We start from the raw sequence: 17899 nt of genomic DNA on the forward strand, positions 1-17899 counted from the left end.
CCTATATTGCCTTGCATGGCCGACCCTGTCGAATCGCTGCGTCTCAAGCTGGTTGGCCAGGTGCGCGGCGTGTTTCACGATGCGGCCAAGGGTCAGCAACCCACCCCGCCATCGGACGAGGCGCTGTTCGAACGCGATACCCCGATCCGGCGGGTGCACGCCGATATTGTCGGCATGATGACCGGCGGCGTGCGGGCGCTGCTGCTGCAGATGCTCCACCCCCATGCGTTGCAGGGCGTGCTCGATCATTCCAATTTTCGCGAGGATATGCACGGGCGACTGCAGCGCACGGCGCGGTTCATCGCGGTGACGACCTTCGGCCACCGTGATGAGGCGATGAAGGCGATCGACCGCGTGAACCGCATCCATGCCAAGGTCGGCGGGACGCTGCCCGATGGATCCGCCTATACCGCCACCAATCCGCGCACGCTCGCCTGGGTTCACGTCACCGAGGCGCAGAGCTTTCTGGCCGGATACCTGCGCCATGTCCGCCCCGATATGCCGGGGCACGAACAGGACGAATATTATCGCCAGTTCGCGGTTATCGCACGTGCGCTCGGGGCCGATCCGGTGCCGGAGACCCGCGCTGAAGCCGAGCGTATTTTCCGCGAGTTGCGCCATGATCTTGCCACTTCGGCGCAAGCGCGCGAGGTCGCGCAGCTGGTGCTGAACCAGCGCCCCGACGGGACGCCGCGCGGTGTGCAGACGATGATAACCGCCGATGCTGTCACGATGCTGCCCGATTGGGCGCGCACGATGCTGCGGCTGCAACGCCCGATGCTCACCGCCCTGCCCGCCCGCGCGGCAACATGGGGCATGGGCCGCACCTTGCGCTGGGCGTTCCGGCAGACTTGAAAAGCGCCATAAGGCGTTAAGGGAGGAGGACAGGTCATGAGCTATATCGACGGTTTCGTCATTGCCGTGCCGAAGGCCAATCGCCAGAAATTCATCGACCACGCCAACCACGCCGATCCGATCTTCGTGGAGATGGGCGCGATCCGCGTGATCGAATGCTGGGCCGATGATGTGCCCGCCGGCGAACACACCGATTTCCGCAAGGCGGTGCAGGCGACCGATGATGAAGACGTCGTGTTCAGCTGGATCGAATGGCCCGACAAGGCCACGCGCGATGCGGGAATGGCGAAAATGATGTCGCCCGACTTCGCCGACCCGCGCATGGACCCGGAGACCAATCCGATGCCGTTCGATGGGAAGCGCATGATCTTCGGCGGGTTCGTACCTGTGGTGACGCTCGGGAAATAGGGGGAGAGGAACTGATGGCCGAATTCACCTTTTACACCGTCGCCATGAGCCGCGGTCAGATTTCGCGCTGGGCGCTGCACGAGGCGGGCGCGGAGTACGAGCATGTGATGATGGACTGGGCCACGCGGCCGGAAAGTTTCAAGGCTATCAACCCGATGAACAAGGTGCCCGCGCTGGTGCATCACGTTTCGGGTCGCGATTACGTTGTGACAGAATGCGCTGCCATCAACCACTACCTCGCCGAAACGCACCCGGAGGCGGAGCTGCTGCCCGATACGCACGAATTGGCCGCCTATTTCCGCTGGCTGTTCTTTGCTGCCGGGCCGTTGGAACAGGCGGTGGTGGCGAAGGCGATGGGCTGGGAAGTGCCAGAGGGCAAATCCGGCATGGCCGGCTTCGGCAGTCTCGATCTTGCGCTGGATGCGGCGGATCAGTGGCTATCGGCCAATGACTTTGCCGCCGGATCGCGCTTCACCATGGCGGACACCTATTTCGGCAGCCAGTTCGTATGGGGCCTGCAGTTCGGATCGATTCCCGAACGACCCGCATTCCGCGCCTATGTCGATCGCATTACCCAGCGGCCCGCATATGTCGAGGCCCACGCCATCGATGCAAACCTGATCGCCGCAGCGCAGGGTTAAGCCAGCGCCGCGCTTTTGCGGAGCAGCTGATAGGCGTCGACCACCTCGTTCAGCCGCGCCTCGTGCCTGCGGTCGCCGCCGTTGCGATCGGGATGGTAACGCCGCACCAGTTCCGAATAGCGCCGCCTGAGCCGCGTCTTGTCGGTGTCCGATCCCAGCCCCATCGCCTCCAGCGCCTGCGCCTCCTCACGCGAGAAGCGCCCCGATGCCGCCATCCGCGCCTCACGCTCGGCGCGGCTGCGGACACCGCGGGCGCGGGCGGAAATGGCATCGAGCGGATCGGCATAATCGGCCCAGCGCGGCATGCCGTCGACATGGGTTTCGGGGCGGAAAGCGCGGCTTTCGGTGCGCCACCCGGCGACCGGCGATTGCGCATCGAGGATTTCGTCGGCGCTCATGCCTTCGAACCAGTCATACCCGGCGTTGAATTCGCGCACGTGCTGCAGGCAGAACCAGCGCCATTCGCCCGGCCCGTCGAACCCGTGCGCACGCGCGCCGGGCGCGCGGAATTCACCCGCGTCGCGGCAGCCCGGCGCATCGCATTCGCGCCCTATTTGTTCGTAGCGTCCGTGGAACCTTGGAGAAGACATAGCCGCGCAAAATGGCAGGCACACTCGGGGATTCCAAGTCTTCGCAGCGCGACCGAACCGCGCAAATCGCTCACCCGGGCTTGTGCGCCACGCAAGCCTCAGCGCATTCGCGCGGGATCGAGCGTGAAGAACATCACCTGGATCAGCCGCCCGTTCTCGAGGCTATTGCCGAAACCCGGGCAGGAGGTGTGCCAGAACCACGGACGCAGCATGACAAGCCGGTTGAACCGCATCGGGATCTCGAAGGTCTTTTCCCACGCCGAGGGGCGGCCTGCGTCACGATCAAGGATGGTGTTGCAGGCTTCGGACACCGAAGAATAGCCCATCGCCTGCGCTTCGATATCGTTGATCGGGGCGCGATCGGTGCCGCTGCGCTTGTGCCGAAAAAAACGCGTTCCGCCGCGACAATCCTCGTTGCGCGACAGGTAGAGGATGCCCGACCATTGGGAATCGTCGACGTGGATGCCGGCGTTCTTGGGGTCGCTCGCCAGCGTGACCCGGCATTTGCCATGTGAACCGAGCGGATCGATCGGCTTCAGCGGTTCTCCGGTGAGATGCGAGACATAGTCCGCAAGACCCGGCAGATCGAGCCGCTGGCGGCTGTTGCGACCGGGAAAATTGCCCTCGAATTCGTAGTCCAGCCCAAGCGCCAGCTTGCGGACAGCCGCAGGATTTTCGAGAAAATCGTCGACGATGATGAACGAAGTAGCCATTGGTGCGGGCGATAGACGGGGGCACCTTGCTTGGCAATCGGCATGGGCCCGCGCCACCGGCCCGCGCCACCGGCCCGCGCCACCGGGATGCGGAAGGGCGAGACGCATGATCGCCCTTGCCAGCCGCAGGCCAAGCACCCAATGACGGGCGCACAAGTCAGCGAACACCCAGGAAGGAACAGATTGATGAGCGGAACCGTCGCTGAGGAAATGCATGATCTCCTGACCAGGGCGTTTGCCCCCACGCGGCTCGCGATCATCAACGACAGTGCCAAGCACTCGGGCCACATGGGCGATGACGGGTCGGGCGAATCGCATTTCACCATTGCAATCGAGGCCGCGGCGTTTGCGCCGATGAACCGCCTCGCCCGTCAGCGCGCGGTGATTGCGGCGCTGGGCGATATCGTGGGCGAACGGGTGCACGCGGTGGCGATCAAGGCGAGCGTGCCCGAAGCATGAGCCTGAATGCCGACCTGAACACTGGCCTGAACACTGGCCTGAACACTCCGCTGCGCCTGCGCCGAGCAGCGCGGCTGATCGTGCTCGATCCGGAGGGCCGCGCGCTGATGTTCCGCTATGATGTGCCGGGCCGCCCGCCGTTCTGGGTAACGGCCGGGGGCGAGTGCGAGCCGGACGAAAGCTTTGCAGACGCGGCACGGCGCGAATTGCTGGAGGAAACCGGCATCATCGCCGATCCGGGGCCACAAATCGCGCAGATGACGCCTGAATTCATCACCGTGGAGGGCGAGCCGGTGCAGGCGGACGAGCGCTTTTTCCTCGTCCATGTTGCGGAAGCGCGGATCGACACCGGCGGTCACACGGCGCTGGAACAGGCGCTGATGACGCAGCATCACTGGTTCACGCTCGAAGAACTGGACGACTGGCACGAACCGGTGTTTCCGGTCGAACTGGCCGACATGATCCGGTCGCAAGGCTAGGGCCTGATTGCCCTCGCCGCCCGCGCTCGCTAGTCCTTGGCGAAACGGGAGAGAGCAATGGACGCACCATTCAGTTTCGAAGGCAAGGTGGCGTGGATCACCGGCGCATCGTCGGGCATCGGCGCGGCATTGGCGCGCGAATTGGCGTCGCGCGGCGCGCATCTGGTGCTGTCGGGGCGTGACGAAGCACGACTGGCCGAGGTCGCGGCGGATTGCGGCGAAACCTTGATCCTCGCCTTCGATGTGCGCGATGATGCCGCGCTGGCCGATGCGACGGCCAAGGCCATCGCGTGGAAAGGCGGGGTCGACATCGCCTTCGCCAATGCCGGAATTTCGCAGCGCAGCCGCGCGCTCAAAACCGATATGCAGGTCTATCGCGATATCATCGACATCGATCTGACCGCGCAGATCGCCTTCAGCCAAGGGCTGATCGGCCACATGGTGGCACGCGGCTCGGGCGCGCTGGCGTTCATTTCGTCGGTTGCGGGCAAGGTCGGCGTGCCGATGCGCACCGCCTATTCCGCCGCCAAGTTCGGCCTTGCAGGCTATGCCGATGCGTTGCGCGGCGAATTGTCGCAGACCGGAGTGCGCGTCCACACGATCTACCCCGGATCGGTCGCCACCGGGGTTTCGCGCAACGCGCTGACCGCCGATGGCACTGCCCGCGGCCGCAGCGACAAGGCGATCGACGAAGGCATTCGCGCCGATGTCGCCGCGCGCGCGATGCTGGACGGCATGGCGGCAGGGACGCGCGAGATCATCGTCGCGGAAGGCGCGGAACAGGCAATGGGCGAACTGCGCCGCACACCCGATGCGTTGTTCGACCAGATCGCGGGCATGGTCGCCAAGGGCTACATGGACAAGATGGAGCAGAACTGATGCATTTCGACCTGAAGCGGGTAGCCCTGCCCAACGGCATTCACCTCAATGTGGTGGATGAAGGGCCAACCGACGCGCCGGTGCTGATATTCCTCCACGGCTTTCCCGAAAGCCACCGCACCTGGCGTCACCAGATCGCGCATTTCTCCGATCGCTTCCGCTGCATCGCGCCCGACCAGCGCGGGTATCGCGGATCATCCAAGCCGCAGGAGGTTTCCGCCTACACGCCCGACAAGCTGATCGGCGATATCTTCCTGCTGGCGGATGCACTGGGCATCGGCAGCTTCACCATTGTCGGCCACGACTGGGGCGGTGCGATTGCCTGGGGCGTGGCATTGGCCGGGCAGCACGCCCGCGTAACCCGGGCGGTCATCGCCAATGCCCCGCACCCGGCGACCTTCCAGCGCCTGCTCTACACCCACCCCGGCCAGCGCGAGGCGAGCCAGTATATTCGCGGTTTCCGCGATCCGGCCAATGATGCGCTGGTGAAGGAACACGGGCTCACCGGTCTGCTGCTGAAAGAGGTCAAGTGGGACCGGCCGAGCGCAATGGAGCCGGAAGAACGCGACGCGCTGCTGCTCGACTGGCAGAACCGCGATGCCGCTTTCGGGATGCTCAACTACTACCGCGCCAGCCCGATCGACGTGCCGCTGATGGATGCGCCGTTCGAGGTTCCCGAAGGCTACACCCCGCCCGCACTGCCCAAGCTGACGATCCCGACGTTGGTGATCTGGGGACTCGACGATCTCGCCCTGCCCCCTGAGAACCTCGAAAGGCTGGAAGACATCATCGACCCGCTCACCATCGCACGCGTGCCCGATTGCGGGCATTTCGTGCCGTGGGAAGCGCCGGAAGCGGTCAATGCGGCGATGACAGCGTTTCTGGACGCGTGACCGGCTGGCATTGCGGCAAATGCCGGCATAAGGTGCCTATCGCGCTGGAAATGCTGCCTGTGCTATGGCGGCAGCAATGATGGGGGCCAGTTGAATGCCGACAGCCAGATCGCCGTTCCCGGCTTTAGTGCGATACGGCGCATCGGCGCTCGCGCACGCGGGCTACTGGTTCGTGTTCCTGCAAGCGGCATTTGCCTATGGCGGCGTCGATTTGCTCCGGACCGATGAGTTCGGCAGCGCCGCCGCGGTGACGGCTGCAGTCTGGATCATGGCCGGCATTGCGATTCTTGCCGCGCTCATGCTGGGCGTGCGCCGCGCTTTGGCTGCGAAGGAATAGCGCCGTGGCCAAGACATCACGCAGCCTGACCAGTTCGGAATTGCGCGAGGCGCGCGCCATTTTCCGCAACAGCATCGATTACAATGCGATGAAGATTTACGAGGGCAAGGCGTACTTCTTTCAGCCCAATAATGTCGCGATGGCCCCTAACGGCAACATCTACTTCCCGACCCCGATCTACCGCCCGGACTTCTCGATATCAGTGAGCGCGATGGCGTTCCTGATCCACGAGATGACTCATGTCTGGCAAATCCAGAAAGGCGTCTGGCTGAAGCTGCAACGGGTGCTGATCGATGGCGGGGATTACGATTACGATCTCGATCCGGCCAAGCGCTTGCAGGACTACAAGATCGAGGAACAGGCGTCGTTGGTGGAGGATTACTACCGCCTGCAACACGGCCTGACTGCGCGCCACGGCAGCGGGCCGCTGGCCGATTATCGCACCATCGTCGATACGGCGATGACAGCGTGAGCGCAGCCCGCATCCTCGCCAAGGCCGTGCTCAGCGCGGCGTTCTGGATCGGCGCATTCGTGTGGCTGAACGAACCGCTGTTCGCGGGCCTGTTCGGCGACGTGGTGAATGCCGATGAGGAGATCGTGGCTGGGCCATCGCCGCTGGTGGGGTTGGCACTGTTCCTCGCTCTGCTGGCCGGATGGGCGGTGATTTCCGCGCTGTGGGACCGCAAATCGAAGACCTAGGGCAGCCACTCCACCCATGCGCCGTGCGGGTGGGCGAAAGCCAGCAACTCGGGCGCTCCGTGCGCGCCTGCTCCGTCCCATAGCCGCACCGTCAGCTCGTGGCGGAATGTCGCCGGGTCGGTCTCCAGCGCGACCCAGCCGATCGGCGCCTCTAGCGTGGCCTGCGCGCCCGCAGCCTCGAACGCGGCGGTAATGCGCTGCTGCGTGGCGGCGGGCAGATATTGCCACATGATCGAATGGAACATCACCCGCGCAGTCCCCGGCTGCGGCGGTCGATCCAGCATATTGGAGGCAAAATCGCCCGCATCGGCCGCGATCAGATCGGGCGGTTGCTGGCGGGCCAGCGCAATCGCGGCGTCGATCCGTTCGAGCCGGGCGGGCGCATCGGGCCAGACATAGGCTTTCAGCCGCAGGGCGCTGTCCGGATCGGAGAGGTCGATCGGAGCGATGTCGCAGCCTTTCACTTGCGCAATCGCAAACCCGGCAGACGGAGCGGGCGGCGATGCTCCGCGCCATTCGGGCACGATCCGCATCGGCGAATCCGCCGGGCCGACGTCGGTTTCGCCCAGCCGGAAGAAATAGCGATCGAGCATGGTGTTGACCCCGGCGCTCGCGCCCAGCTCGAACAGGTCGAAATGCGGCGCGCGCACCCGCTGCGCCAGCCACAGCAGCCCCGCCATAATGCTGGCCGCCCGCCCCGCTTCGTTGGTCTGCGGCGGCCCGTCGAGCCACGGCAGCAACTCCGCATCGAACCGCTGCGCCAGATCGAGCACCAGCGCATCGACCGCCGCCTGATCGGTCATCTGCCCGGCATAGACCTGCGCCAGCCGATCATCCGCGCCGGACAGGACAAGGTGGTGCAGGCCCCCCGCCAGCCGCAATGGCAGCGCGTCCTTCAGCGTCAGCCCTTCCCAGCCAGCGATTCGCCGCCCCGTCGCCGTATCGCTGGCCCGCACCCCCGCCAGCGCCCGGATCACCCGCGCGGTGGCGGGCGCGCCGTTCTCCTCGGCATGGCGCGCCTGCCATTCCAGCGCGGCGGCGAAGTCTTCCAGACCCATGATCCCGGTCTCGCCCGATATCCCTGGCGTTGCCATTCCCATTGCCCTTTCGTTGCCGCGCCCTTAAGTGCCCGCTCGATCATGACCACCAATGGCAACCACGACAATCCCGGACAGCTGACCTTCGCTGTCCCCAAGGGCCGCATTCTTGACGAGGCGCTGCCGGTAATGGCGCGCGCCGGGGTCGAGCCGGAGGCGGCGTTTCACGACCCCAAGTGCCGCGCACTGGCGTTCGGCACCAACCGCGATGACATGCGCCTGATCCGCGTGCGTGCCTTCGATGTCGCGACCTTCGTTGCCCATGGTGCAGCGCAGGTCGGGATCGTCGGCTCCGACGTAATCGAGGAATTCGACTACGCCGATCTCTATGCCCCGGTCGATCTCGGCATCGGGCTGTGCCGCCTGTCGGTCGCGCGGCTGGCCGAGGACGGGGAGAACCCTGCGGGTGCAAGCCACCTGCGGGTCGCGACCAAATATCCCAGCCTCACCCGCCGCCATTTCGAGGCTGCTGGCGTGCAGGCCGAATGCGTCAAGCTGAACGGCGCGATGGAGCTGGCCCCCTCGCTGGGTCTGGCGCGGCAGATCGTTGATCTGGTGTCGACCGGCAAGACGCTGAAGGAAAATGGATTGGTGGAAACCAGCACCATCCTTGAAATCTCGGCGCGGCTGATCGTCAACCGCACGGCGCTGAAGACCGATCGCCGCGTTGCCGCGCTGGTCGATACCTTCCGCCGCAATGCCGAAGGCGCTGGCGGGGCGGCAGCGGCATGATCGCGATCCTATCCACCCTCCAGCCCGATTTTGCGCAGAAGTTCGACCGCATCGTCGAGGCTCGCCGCGAATCCGACAGCGACGTCGCAGGGCAGGTCGCCGATATCCTGCGCACGGTGAAGGCACGCGGCGATACGGCATTGGAGGAATACACCCAACGGTTCGACGGATACACGCTGGCCGAAGATGCCGACTGGTCGATCCCGCGCGAGGCGTGCGAGCAGGCCTATAATGATCTGCCGGGGAACCTGCGCGACGCGCTCGAACTCGCAGCGGCGCGCATTCGCAGCTATCACGAGGCGCAGCTGCCCGAAAACCGCGATTATGTGGACGCGGCGGGCGTGCGGCTGGGCGCGATCTGGCGGCCCGTCGATGCGGCCGGGCTGTATGTGCCGGGCGGACGCGCGGCCTATCCCTCGTCCCTGCTGATGAACGCGATCCCCGCGCGGGTCGCCGGGGTTGAGCGGCTGGCAATCGTGACGCCGACACCCAAGGGCGTATCCAATCCGCTGGTGCTCGCCGCTGCGCACATTGCGGGCGTGGACGAGATCTGGCGCATCGGCGGGGCGCAGGCGGTGGGCGCGCTCGCCTATGGCACCGAACGTATCCGTCCAGTCGATGTCATCACCGGCCCCGGCAATGCGTGGGTGGCCGAGGCCAAGCGCCAGCTTTACGGCGTGGTCGGCATCGACATGGTGGCCGGACCTTCGGAAATCCTCGTTATCGCCGATGGCAAGAACGATCCCGACTGGATCGCCGCCGACCTGCTCTCTCAGGCGGAGCACGACCCGACCTCGCAATCGATCCTCATCACCGATGATGCGGTGTTCGCGCGGCTGGTGGTGGATTGCGTCGACCTGCAGATCAGCCAGCTTTCCACCGGCAAGACTGCGCGCGCCAGCTGGGACGCGCACGGCGTCATCATCGTGGTCAACGATCTGCTGGCTGAAGCCCCCGCGCTGGCCGACCGGCTGGCCGCCGAGCACGTGGAACTCGCAGTCGATGAACCCGAAGCGCTGATGCACAGGATCCGGCATGCGGGCAGCATCTTCCTTGGCCGGATGACGCCCGAAGCCGTCGGCGATTACGTCGCCGGGCCGAACCACGTGCTGCCCACGGGCCGCCGCGCGCGCTTTTCGAGCGGGCTGTCGGTACTCGATTTCATGAAGCGCACCAGTTTTCTTGGGCTCGATGAAGCCGCCTTCAACGCCATCGGCTCCGCCGCCGCCACCCTCGCCCATGCCGAGGGGCTACCCGCGCACGCCAAATCGGTCGAATTGAGAATCAAATGAACAGCCCCAAGCTATCCGGCCAACGCTCCAAAGCCCGCTCTGCCGCGCGCCTCGCTGCCGTGCAGGCGCTATATCAGCAGCACATGGAAGGCACCGCGCTCGCCCGACTGCTGGACGAGTTTCACCAGCATCGGCTGGGCCGCACCATCGACGATGACGACTTCGACGACGCCGAATATGCCGATGCCGAAGTGCCGTTCTTCGACGATGTGGTGCGCGGCGTCGACGCGCGGCGGGACGAGATCGATGCGCTGGTGGCGGGCAGGCTCGCTGCCGGATGGAGCATCGCACGGCTGGACAAGGCGATGCTGCAGGTGCTGCGCGCCGGCACTTATGAACTTTTGGCCCGCTCCGATGTGCCGGCCGCCGTGGCGATCAACGAATATGTCGAGGTCGCCAAGGCGTTTTTCGACGACGGGCAGGCCAAGTTCGTGAACGGTGTTCTCGACGCCGTGGCCAAGGACGCGCGCGCAGGCTAGAACGGCCCGCACCATGAACGAAGCCGAATTCGTCACCGCCTTGCGCCGCCTTCCGCTTCACCCCGGAGCGCGGGGGCTGGAGGATGACTGCGCGATCCTGACCATCGGGGCCGAAACGCTGGTCGTCACCCACGACATGATGGCCGAAGGCACGCATTTCCGGCCCGATGCCGATATGGCCGACGTGGCGTGGAAGCTGCTCGCCGCAAACCTTTCCGATCTTGCCGCCAAGGGGGCAGAACCGGTCGGCGTACTGCTCGGCCATTCGCTGGGGAGCGATGATGCGCGCTTTCTTGCAGGGCTGGACGAAGCCTTGCGCAGCCTCGGCACGGTGCTGATGGGCGGCGATACCGTCGCCGCCACCGGCCCCAGCACCTATGGCATCACCGCGATCGGGCGGGCGACCCATTCTCCGGTCCCGTCACGCCAGGGGGCAGCGGCGGGCCACGCGGTCTATGTCACCGGCCCTGTAGGGCGGGCGATGCTGGGCTATGAAGGCGATCCGGATCATCTTGCCGCCTTCAACCGCCCGGTCCCGCGTATGGCCGAAGGGGTTGCGCTGGCCCCGCACGTCAGCGCGATGATGGACATTTCCGACGGGCTGTTGCTGGATTGCTGGCGCATGGCGTGGACGAGCGGCGTGACCTTCGCCCTCGCCGCCGACGCGGTTCCGGTCGCGGAGCCCGCGCGTTTCGCCGAATGCGTTCGCTGGGGCGATGATTACGAATTGCTGTTCACCGCGCCCGAAGGCGCCGCCCTGCCGGTGCCCGCGATCCGGATCGGCGCGGTACGCGCGCGCGGATCGGCCCCGCTGCTGCTCGACGAAACCCCGCTCGCCGATCCGGCCCGTCTCGGCTACAGCCACGGCTGACGCGGCGCCAGCCATTCAAAACCGGGAAGAACCCGCAGGAAAGCGCGCATTGGCGTGTGGCAGAGGCTTGCCAGTGCATTTCCAGCCCCTAAGACTGTCCGCCCTTGCGCCCGCGGGTTCTAAAAAGAGGCGCATGCGTCCCGGCCAACGGGACGGAACAGACGAGAGGGGATAACTCGTGAATTTATTGCTCATTTCGATCGGGCTGGGACTGCTCGCCATTGTCTATGGCTTCGTCACCAGTCGGCAGGTGCTCGGCGCAGACGCCGGCAATGCCAAAATGCAGGAAATCGCCGCCGCCATTCAGGAAGGCGCGCAAGCTTACTTGAAGCGTCAGTACACCGCGATCGCCATAGTCGGCGTCATTGTCGCAGTGATCGTCGCTGTCACACTGGGAGCGATCCCGGCGGTCGGGTTCGTGATCGGCGCAGTGCTTTCGGGCGTGGCCGGTTTCATCGGCATGAACGTTTCGGTGCGGTCGAACGTGCGCACCGCTGCGGCCGCGATGGCCGGATTGCAGCAGGGCCTGACGCTGGCGTTTCGCGCGGGCGCAATCACCGGGATGCTGGTGGCCGGTCTCGCGCTGCTCGCGATTGCGTGTTTCTTCTATTACCTGACCGGTCCTGCGGGATTGGCTCCTGACAGCCGCCCGGTCGTGATCGGCCTCACCTCGCTGGCGCTGGGCGCATCGCTGGTGTCGATCTTCGCACGGCTTGGCGGCGGGATCTTCACCAAGGCGGCCGATGTCGGCGCGGATCTTGTCGGCAAGGTCGAGGCGGGAATTCCCGAAGACGACCCGCGCAACCCCGCCGTGATCGCCGATAACGTCGGCGACAACGTGGGTGACTGCGCCGGGATGGCGGCCGACCTGTTCGAGACCTATGTCGTCACCGTCGGCGCCACCATGGTGCTGACCGCGCTGCTGATGAGCGGGGCGGAAAACCTTGCAGCGCTGATGGCGCTGCCGCTGCTGATCGGCGGCGTCTGCATCGTCACCTCGATCATCGGCACGTACTTCGTGCGCCTTGGCGGCGGGACGAACATCATGGGCGCGATGTACAAGGGATTCCTTGTCACCGCAGTGCTGTCGGTTCCCGCGATCTGGTGGGCGATCGGCTTTGCACTGGGCGACATGGAAACAGCGATCGGCGGGCTGGACATCAACGGGCGCACGCTGTTCTATTGCGGGTTCCTGGGTCTGGTCATCACCGGGCTGATCATCTGGATCACCGAATATTACACCGGCACCAATTACCGCCCGGTGCGCTCGATCGCCAAGGCTTCCGAAACGGGACACGGCACCAACGTGATCCAGGGTCTGGCGATCAGCATGGAATCGACCGCGCTGCCGACACTGGTGATCTGCGCCGGGATCGTGATCGCCTACCAATTGGCTGGCCTGATGGGGATCGCCTATGCGGCCACATCGATGCTGGCACTGGCAGGCATGGTCGTGGCGCTCGATGCTTACGGCCCTGTTACCGACAACGCCGGCGGTATCGCCGAAATGGCCGGGCTGGACGATAGCGTGCGGGAAAAGACCGATGCGCTGGATGCCGTGGGCAACACCACCAAGGCCGTGACCAAGGGCTATGCCATCGGTTCGGCGGGCCTTGCCGCACTGGTATTGTTCGCCACCTACACCGCCGATCTGCGCGAGCTGTTCGAAGGTGTGGTGGTCGATTTCAGCCTCGAAAACCCCTACGTCATCGTCGGGCTGCTGCTCGGCGCGTTGCTGCCCTACCTGTTCGGCGCGATGGGCATGACCGCAGTGGGCCGCGCGGCGGGCGAAGTGGTGAAGGACGTGCGCGACCAGTTCGCCAAGAACCCGGGCATCATGACCTTCGAGGTCAAGCCCGACTATGCCCGCACCGTCGATCTGGTGACCAAGGCGGCGATCAAGGAGATGATCCTCCCCTCGCTGCTGCCGGTGGCCGCGCCGATCGTGGTGTACTTCGTGATCACCGCGGTGGCGGGGCAGGCCAATGGCTTTGCCGCGCTGGGTGCCTTGCTGCTCGGCGTGATCGTCGGCGGGCTGTTCGTCGCGATTTCGATGACATCCGGTGGCGGCGCGTGGGACAATGCCAAGAAGTACATCGAAGACGGCAACCACGGCGGCAAGGGCTCAGAAGCCCACAAGGCCGCAGTGACCGGCGATACGGTCGGCGATCCGTACAAGGACACCGCTGGCCCTGCCGTGAACCCGATGATCAAGATCACCAACATCGTCGCGCTGCTGCTGCTGGCGGCGCTGGCGGCGGGCTGATCGCCACAATCAATCGGAACCGATCAATTTACCCCCGCCGGGCCGCCCGCCCGGCGGGGGGGTTATTTTTGCCATTCCCCCTGTCCCCGCATCGGACAGCCCCCGCTTGCGCTGAGGCTTTCTTAATCGCCCTGTGCCATGACCCACTTTGGCGCAAGGATCAGCGCGGCAGGGCAAGGTTAACAGCGATGGACATGGCACGTGCGGACAGCTTTCGCACCGGAGGTGCAGGCCGCCCGCCCGCCGCACTGCCGCATGGCCAGTTGCGCCTGCTGACACTTGGCCAGCTAAGCGATCCGGCCTTCATGACCGCATGGGAGCGGCTGGTACGCAATGCGGGCGAGCCCAATCCTTTTTTCGAACCGTGGTTCCTGCTGCCCGCGCTCAGGCAATGGGGCGATGCCGAGCGGGTCATCACCAAGGCGTGGTATCGTGACGGACGGTTGACGGGCCTGCTGCCAGTTGTGCGCAGCGCGGAATATTACAGCCACATCGTCACCCATGCGAAAGGCTGGCTGCATGCCAATGCCTTTTGCGGCGTGCCCCTGATCGCGGCGGGGCACGAGGATGCGTTCTGGCGCGACATGCTCGCCCATTTCGATCGGCGTGCGCGGCGGGCGCTGTTCCTGCACCTGCCGCTTATGCCCGCAGAAGGCCCCGCCAATGCCGCATTGGAACGGGTGCTCACCGCCGGGGGCCGCGCATGTTACCCGGTCGCCGAAGAAAGCCGTGCGCTGCTGACCGGCCAGGTATCGGCCGAAGCCTATCTTCAGGACGCGATGAGCGCCAAGAAACGCAAGGAACTGCGCCGCCAGCACAATCGGCTTGGCGAAGAAGGTGCGCTGACCTTCGACCGGGTGGAGGGCGGCGCGGCGCTGGCGGACTGGACGGCCGAATTCCTCGTATTGGAAGCTGGCGGATGGAAGGGTGAAGCCAGTTCCGCGCTCGCCAGTGCGCCCGATACCCGGGCCCTGTTCGAACAGGCCTTGGCGGGGGCGGCTGCGGCAGGCAGGCTCGAACGGCTCGCCCTGCGGCTCGATGGCCGGGCGATAGCAATGCTGGCAAACTTCATCACGCCGCCGGGTGCCTACAGCTTCAAGACCGCTTTCGACGAGAATTACGCGCGGTTTTCGCCGGGAATGCTGCTGCAGTTGGAAAACCTTGCGCTGCTGGAACGTCCGGAGGTCGAATGGGCCGATAGCTGCGCGGTCGAAGGGCACCCGATGATCGAGCGCCTGTGGCGCGGCAAGCGCCGCCTGGTCAGCCGCAACATCGCCATCGGCGGTCCGCTGCGCCGTGCGGCTTTCCGCCTGCTGATGGCCTACGAAACCCGCCCCCGCAAACCCGACCGGAGCGAAGCATGAACGCCCCCGCCCACTTCACCGATGCTGCGATGCCGCCGGTGTTCGAAACGTCGACCCGCAGGCTGTTTGCGGGGCATTATCCCGAAACCCCGCATGTCCTCACCCACACCCTCACCAGCCACCCGCTGCTGGAGATCGAGGCGCTGGCGCAGCTGGCCGAACACCTGCCGATCGCCAGCGTAGAATATAATCGCGGCGACCTGCCAATCGGCGTTGATGGCAAGCCGGGTTCGAACGGCATGACCATCGCCGAAACCATCCGCCGCGTGGCCGAGGCGGAAAGCTGGGCGGTGCTGAAGAACATCGAACAGGTGCCCGCCTACGAGGCATTGCTCCACGGCCTGCTGGAAGAAATCCGCCCCGAAATCGAAGCCGCGACCGGCGCGATGCTGACGCCGCAGGGCTTCATTTTCGTGTCGAGCCCCCATTCGGTGACGCCTTTTCACTTCGATCCGGAACACAACATCCTGCTCCAGATCCGGGGAACCAAGGTGATGACCCAGTTTCCGGCGGGCGACACCCGCTTCGTGCCGGATCAGGCGCATGAGACCTATCATTCGGGCGGACCGCGCGAATTGCGCTGGGACGACGCATTCCTGCCCCACGGCCGCGAATTTCCGTTGTCGCCGGGAGAAGCGCTGTTCGTGCCGGTGATGGCCCCGCATTTCGTGAAGAACGGCCCCGCGCCGTCTGTCTCGCTGTCGATCACATGGCGCAGCGAATGGAGCTACCGCGAAAGCGATGCCCGCGTGCTGAACGCGATTCTGCGGGAGCGCGGTTTCTCCCCTACAGCACCGGGCCGTTGGCCGGATCAGAACTATGCGCGGGCCTATGCCTTCCGGATCATGCGCAAGCTCGGATTGACGGGAACGTAAACCCGCAGCATGGCTTTGTGCCATGAGCGATGCACCAACAAACGAACAGCTGGTCGCAGGCCTTATCCGCCTGCTGACGGTCGAGAAACGCGCAGCCGATATCTCTGCCGGGCCGCCGCAGAAGGACGGGATCGGGCGAGTGTTCGGCGGGCAGGTTTTGGCGCAGGCGTTGCAGGCGGCGCAAGGTTCGGTCACCGATGGCAAGCGTGCGCATTCGCTCCACGCCTACTTCCTGCGCGGCGGACGCGAGGGTGCCCCGATCGAATACCGGATCGAACGCGATTTCGACGGGCGCAGCTTCGCCAACCGGAGGGTGGTCGCCAGCCAGGAAGACGAGCACGGCACGGCGGTGCCGATCCTCAACCTCACTGCCAGTTTCCAGCTGCCGGAAGACGGGCTGGAGCATGTCGATTCGCCGATGCCCGAGGTCGCGCCGCCCGAAGACCTGCGCCCCGACATCGAGCAGCGCCGCGAGATTGCCGAACAATGGGGCGACCGGCTGAACGAAGCCCAGCGCCGCTTGATGCTGCGACCGCGCCCGATCGAAATGCGCTCCATCGACCGGCTGCACTGGATGAGCAGCGAACCGAGCGAACCGCGCGCGCATAGCTGGTTCCGCGTCTGCGCTCCGATCACCGGCACCGACGATACGCCCGAACTGCACCGCGCGATCATCACCTATGCCAGCGACTACACCCTGCTCGGCACCAGCGCGCTGCCGCATGGCCTGAGCTGGATGCGCAACGAATTGGTGGGTGCCAGCCTCGACCACGCGATCTGGTTCCACCGCGACGCGCGCGTCGATGAATGGCTGCTCTACGCCACCGACGCGCCGTGGAGCGGCAGCGGACGCGGCTTCAATCGCGGGCGGATTTTCAATCAGGCCGGCGAGTTGGTGGCCAGCGTTGCGCAGGAAGGCATGATGCGGAAGAGAAAAGCCCGTTCTGAATAGCACCATCGGCGCGCAGCGCCGCAAGGCCGACCGGCCGCCCGCAGCGACGCGACCTTCAGGTCGCATGAGCGAGGATTTCGCACGCCGGAAGGCGTGCGGAAACACCTAATGCGCCAGCAATATCGGCATCTGCGGCTCGCTCAGCATCCGCCGCGTGACCCCGCCCAGCAGCATTTCCGCCAGCCGTGAATGGCCATAGGCGCCCATCACCATCAACCCGCATTGGCGCAGTTGCGCCGCTGAAAACAGCGTGTCGGCAATTTTGGCCTCGCCGCGCTCGATCGCGATTACCTCGCAATCGATTCCGTGGCGGCTGAGATATTGCGCGCCTTCGAGCGCGGGGAAATCGAACCGCTGCTTGTCCGAAGCTTCGGCCACGCTGACCAGATACACCTTGCCCGCCGCCGCCAGCAGCGGGGTCGCCGCTCGCAGTGCGTGGGCCGCTTCGGACGATCCGTTCCAGGCGACCATGACCGGCGCGTTCACATCGAAGCTTCTGGCGTCCTGCGGCACCACCAGCACCGGAACCGGCGCCTTGAGCACGAGATCGCCCACCAGCGTCGATGGCCCGCGCCCGTCCTCGCCCGCGTCCGAAGGGCCGACGATCACCAGATCGGCCAGCGCCGAGTGTTCGATCAGCCGGTGCTGGGAAATGCCGTACAGGAACCGCCAGTCCCAGCTGACGCCTTCGTTGGCGAGGTTCGCTTCGGTTTCGGCGCGCAGTTTCTCGGCGTTTTCCTTGATGACCGGCATCGCGGCGGCAATCGCCGAGCCGTAGAAGTCGCCCGGCGCGAAGACTTCGTAACTGACCGCCTGCAGGCAGGTGAGGTGGCCATTGGTGGCCCGCGCAATGTCGAGCGCGACCTGAAGCCGCGCAGGCATCGCGGCGTCGTGATCGACATGAAGCAGAATCGATTTCATGGCTGTTCTCCCGTTGATGAGACCAAGAATGCGCCCGCATCGTGCCCGTTACCTTGACCGGGATCAAATTTGGGCAGGCTGCAACGTCCCCTTGCCA

Annotated in this window: 22 protein-coding genes; 18 read left to right on the forward strand and 4 right to left on the reverse strand. The window is 65.4% G+C overall.

The features are described 5' to 3' along the window. The first annotated feature begins 15 nt into the window (after window positions 1-15). The 3 genes from J3454_RS04140 to J3454_RS04150 are packed head-to-tail and all read left to right on the forward strand — an operon-like array spanning window position 16 to window position 1904. Complete coding sequence (locus J3454_RS04140; protein ID WP_349512481.1) at window positions 16-855, forward strand: oxygenase MpaB family protein; 840 nt, start codon at window positions 16-18, stop codon at window positions 853-855. A gap of 36 nt (window positions 856-891) precedes the next feature. Then, the gene (locus J3454_RS04145) at window positions 892-1263 is read left to right on the forward strand and encodes a DUF1428 domain-containing protein (protein WP_349512482.1); all 372 of its coding nucleotides are present in this window, start codon (window positions 892-894) and stop codon (window positions 1261-1263) included. Between the two features lie 14 nt (window positions 1264-1277). Then, entirely contained in the window at window positions 1278-1904 is a 627-nt protein-coding gene (locus tag J3454_RS04150; RefSeq protein WP_349512483.1) for a glutathione S-transferase family protein, read from the forward strand. Here the strand turns inward: J3454_RS04150 and J3454_RS04155 are convergent. After that, window positions 1901-2494 (reverse strand): J domain-containing protein, encoded by a 594-nt coding sequence (locus J3454_RS04155; RefSeq protein WP_349512484.1) that lies wholly within the window; start codon window positions 2492-2494, stop codon window positions 1901-1903. The two genes, J3454_RS04150 and J3454_RS04155, sit on opposite strands and share 4 nt — an antisense overlap. Window positions 2495-2592: 98 nt before the next feature. Then, window positions 2593-3207, reverse strand: coding sequence for a DUF6445 family protein (locus J3454_RS04160; RefSeq protein ID WP_349512485.1), 615 nt, complete (start codon window positions 3205-3207; stop codon window positions 2593-2595). A gap of 186 nt (window positions 3208-3393) precedes the next feature. On the opposite strand from J3454_RS04160, the gene J3454_RS04165 reads away from it, so the two are divergent. The 7 genes from J3454_RS04165 (at window position 3394) to J3454_RS04195 (ending at window position 6953) form a co-directional block, all read left to right on the forward strand. Further along, window positions 3394-3666: a BolA family protein gene (locus J3454_RS04165; RefSeq protein ID WP_349512486.1), complete on the forward strand. Its 273-nt coding sequence runs from the start codon at window positions 3394-3396 to the stop codon at window positions 3664-3666. Beyond that, on the forward strand, window positions 3663-4145 hold the full coding sequence (locus J3454_RS04170; RefSeq protein WP_349512487.1) for an NUDIX hydrolase: 483 nt from the start codon (window positions 3663-3665) through the stop codon (window positions 4143-4145). The genes J3454_RS04165 and J3454_RS04170 overlap by 4 nt, the downstream gene beginning before the upstream one ends. Window positions 4146-4202: 57 nt before the next feature. Further along, on the forward strand, window positions 4203-5024 hold the full coding sequence (locus J3454_RS04175) for an SDR family NAD(P)-dependent oxidoreductase (RefSeq protein ID WP_349512488.1): 822 nt from the start codon (window positions 4203-4205) through the stop codon (window positions 5022-5024). Continuing rightward, on the forward strand, window positions 5024-5917 hold the full coding sequence (locus J3454_RS04180) for an alpha/beta fold hydrolase (protein WP_349512489.1): 894 nt from the start codon (window positions 5024-5026) through the stop codon (window positions 5915-5917). The genes J3454_RS04175 and J3454_RS04180 overlap by 1 nt, the downstream gene beginning before the upstream one ends. 94 nt (window positions 5918-6011) lie before the next feature. Then, window positions 6012-6254: a hypothetical protein gene (locus J3454_RS04185; protein ID WP_349512490.1), complete on the forward strand. Its 243-nt coding sequence runs from the start codon at window positions 6012-6014 to the stop codon at window positions 6252-6254. Between the two features lie 4 nt (window positions 6255-6258). Beyond that, on the forward strand, window positions 6259-6726 hold the full coding sequence (locus tag J3454_RS04190; protein ID WP_349512491.1) for a vgr related protein: 468 nt from the start codon (window positions 6259-6261) through the stop codon (window positions 6724-6726). Continuing rightward, entirely contained in the window at window positions 6723-6953 is a 231-nt protein-coding gene (locus J3454_RS04195; protein ID WP_349512492.1) for a hypothetical protein, read from the forward strand. Before J3454_RS04190 ends, J3454_RS04195 begins: the two co-directional genes overlap by 4 nt. On the opposite strand, the gene J3454_RS04200 is transcribed toward J3454_RS04195, so the two are convergent. After that, complete coding sequence (locus tag J3454_RS04200) at window positions 6950-8047, reverse strand: DUF2332 domain-containing protein (protein WP_349512493.1); 1098 nt, start codon at window positions 8045-8047, stop codon at window positions 6950-6952. The genes J3454_RS04195 and J3454_RS04200 overlap by 4 nt on opposite strands. Before the next feature lie 45 nt (window positions 8048-8092). On the opposite strand from J3454_RS04200, the gene hisG reads away from it, so the two are divergent. The 8 genes from hisG to J3454_RS04240 all read left to right on the forward strand — a co-directional run bounded on the left by hisG (window position 8093) and on the right by J3454_RS04240 (window position 16881). Further along, window positions 8093-8782 (forward strand): ATP phosphoribosyltransferase, encoded by a 690-nt coding sequence (gene hisG, locus J3454_RS04205; protein ID WP_349512494.1) that lies wholly within the window; start codon window positions 8093-8095, stop codon window positions 8780-8782. Further along, window positions 8779-10074: a histidinol dehydrogenase gene (gene hisD, locus J3454_RS04210; protein WP_349512495.1), complete on the forward strand. Its 1296-nt coding sequence runs from the start codon at window positions 8779-8781 to the stop codon at window positions 10072-10074. Before hisG ends, hisD begins: the two co-directional genes overlap by 4 nt. Further along, on the forward strand, window positions 10071-10553 hold the full coding sequence (gene nusB, locus J3454_RS04215; protein ID WP_349512496.1) for a transcription antitermination factor NusB: 483 nt from the start codon (window positions 10071-10073) through the stop codon (window positions 10551-10553). The genes hisD and nusB overlap by 4 nt, the downstream gene beginning before the upstream one ends. Before the next feature lie 13 nt (window positions 10554-10566). Continuing rightward, window positions 10567-11424 carry a thiamine-phosphate kinase gene (gene thiL / locus J3454_RS04220; RefSeq protein ID WP_349512497.1) on the forward strand — a complete coding sequence of 286 codons (858 nt, stop codon included), beginning with the start codon at window positions 10567-10569 and terminating at the stop codon, window positions 11422-11424. A gap of 178 nt (window positions 11425-11602) precedes the next feature. Continuing rightward, complete coding sequence (locus tag J3454_RS04225; RefSeq protein WP_349512498.1) at window positions 11603-13690, forward strand: sodium-translocating pyrophosphatase; 2088 nt, start codon at window positions 11603-11605, stop codon at window positions 13688-13690. A gap of 188 nt (window positions 13691-13878) precedes the next feature. After that, window positions 13879-15054 carry a GNAT family N-acetyltransferase gene (locus J3454_RS04230; protein WP_349512499.1) on the forward strand — a complete coding sequence of 392 codons (1176 nt, stop codon included), beginning with the start codon at window positions 13879-13881 and terminating at the stop codon, window positions 15052-15054. Next, window positions 15051-15929 (forward strand): cupin-like domain-containing protein, encoded by an 879-nt coding sequence (locus J3454_RS04235; RefSeq protein WP_349512500.1) that lies wholly within the window; start codon window positions 15051-15053, stop codon window positions 15927-15929. The genes J3454_RS04230 and J3454_RS04235 overlap by 4 nt, the downstream gene beginning before the upstream one ends. A gap of 22 nt (window positions 15930-15951) precedes the next feature. Beyond that, window positions 15952-16881: an acyl-CoA thioesterase gene (locus J3454_RS04240; RefSeq protein WP_349512501.1), complete on the forward strand. Its 930-nt coding sequence runs from the start codon at window positions 15952-15954 to the stop codon at window positions 16879-16881. 105 nt (window positions 16882-16986) lie between these two features. Here J3454_RS04240 and J3454_RS04245 read toward each other — a convergent pair whose 3' ends face one another. After that, window positions 16987-17802, reverse strand: coding sequence for a universal stress protein (locus J3454_RS04245; protein WP_349512502.1), 816 nt, complete (start codon window positions 17800-17802; stop codon window positions 16987-16989). Window positions 17803-17899: the final 97 nt, after the last annotated feature.

Source organism: Erythrobacter sp. NFXS35, assembly GCF_040148725.1.
Classification (GTDB): Bacteria; Pseudomonadota; Alphaproteobacteria; order Sphingomonadales; family Sphingomonadaceae; genus Erythrobacter.

Bases quoted from the DNA above. Each gene is read 5' to 3' on its own strand.
- hisG (WP_349512494.1), top strand. From the start codon at position 8,093: ATGACCACCAATGGCAACCACGACAATCCCGGACAGCTGACCTTCGCT.
- J3454_RS04155 (WP_349512484.1), bottom strand. From the start codon at position 2,494: ATGTCTTCTCCAAGGTTCCACGGACGCTACGAACAAATAGGGCGCGAA.
- J3454_RS04160 (WP_349512485.1), bottom strand. From the start codon at position 3,207: ATGGCTACTTCGTTCATCATCGTCGACGATTTTCTCGAAAATCCTGCG.
- nusB (WP_349512496.1), top strand. From the start codon at position 10,071: ATGAACAGCCCCAAGCTATCCGGCCAACGCTCCAAAGCCCGCTCTGCC.
- J3454_RS04245 (WP_349512502.1), bottom strand. From the start codon at position 17,802: ATGAAATCGATTCTGCTTCATGTCGATCACGACGCCGCGATGCCTGCG.
- J3454_RS04170 (WP_349512487.1), top strand. From the start codon at position 3,663: ATGAGCCTGAATGCCGACCTGAACACTGGCCTGAACACTGGCCTGAAC.
- J3454_RS04140 (WP_349512481.1), top strand. From the start codon at position 16: ATGGCCGACCCTGTCGAATCGCTGCGTCTCAAGCTGGTTGGCCAGGTG.
- J3454_RS04145 (WP_349512482.1), top strand. From the start codon at position 892: ATGAGCTATATCGACGGTTTCGTCATTGCCGTGCCGAAGGCCAATCGC.
- thiL (WP_349512497.1), top strand. From the start codon at position 10,567: ATGAACGAAGCCGAATTCGTCACCGCCTTGCGCCGCCTTCCGCTTCAC.
- J3454_RS04240 (WP_349512501.1), top strand. From the start codon at position 15,952: ATGAGCGATGCACCAACAAACGAACAGCTGGTCGCAGGCCTTATCCGC.
- J3454_RS04180 (WP_349512489.1), top strand. From the start codon at position 5,024: ATGCATTTCGACCTGAAGCGGGTAGCCCTGCCCAACGGCATTCACCTC.
- J3454_RS04185 (WP_349512490.1), top strand. From the start codon at position 6,012: ATGCCGACAGCCAGATCGCCGTTCCCGGCTTTAGTGCGATACGGCGCA.
- J3454_RS04175 (WP_349512488.1), top strand. From the start codon at position 4,203: ATGGACGCACCATTCAGTTTCGAAGGCAAGGTGGCGTGGATCACCGGC.
- J3454_RS04230 (WP_349512499.1), top strand. From the start codon at position 13,879: ATGGACATGGCACGTGCGGACAGCTTTCGCACCGGAGGTGCAGGCCGC.
- J3454_RS04235 (WP_349512500.1), top strand. From the start codon at position 15,051: ATGAACGCCCCCGCCCACTTCACCGATGCTGCGATGCCGCCGGTGTTC.
- J3454_RS04165 (WP_349512486.1), top strand. From the start codon at position 3,394: ATGAGCGGAACCGTCGCTGAGGAAATGCATGATCTCCTGACCAGGGCG.
- J3454_RS04150 (WP_349512483.1), top strand. From the start codon at position 1,278: ATGGCCGAATTCACCTTTTACACCGTCGCCATGAGCCGCGGTCAGATT.
- J3454_RS04200 (WP_349512493.1), bottom strand. From the start codon at position 8,047: ATGGCAACGCCAGGGATATCGGGCGAGACCGGGATCATGGGTCTGGAA.
- hisD (WP_349512495.1), top strand. From the start codon at position 8,779: ATGATCGCGATCCTATCCACCCTCCAGCCCGATTTTGCGCAGAAGTTC.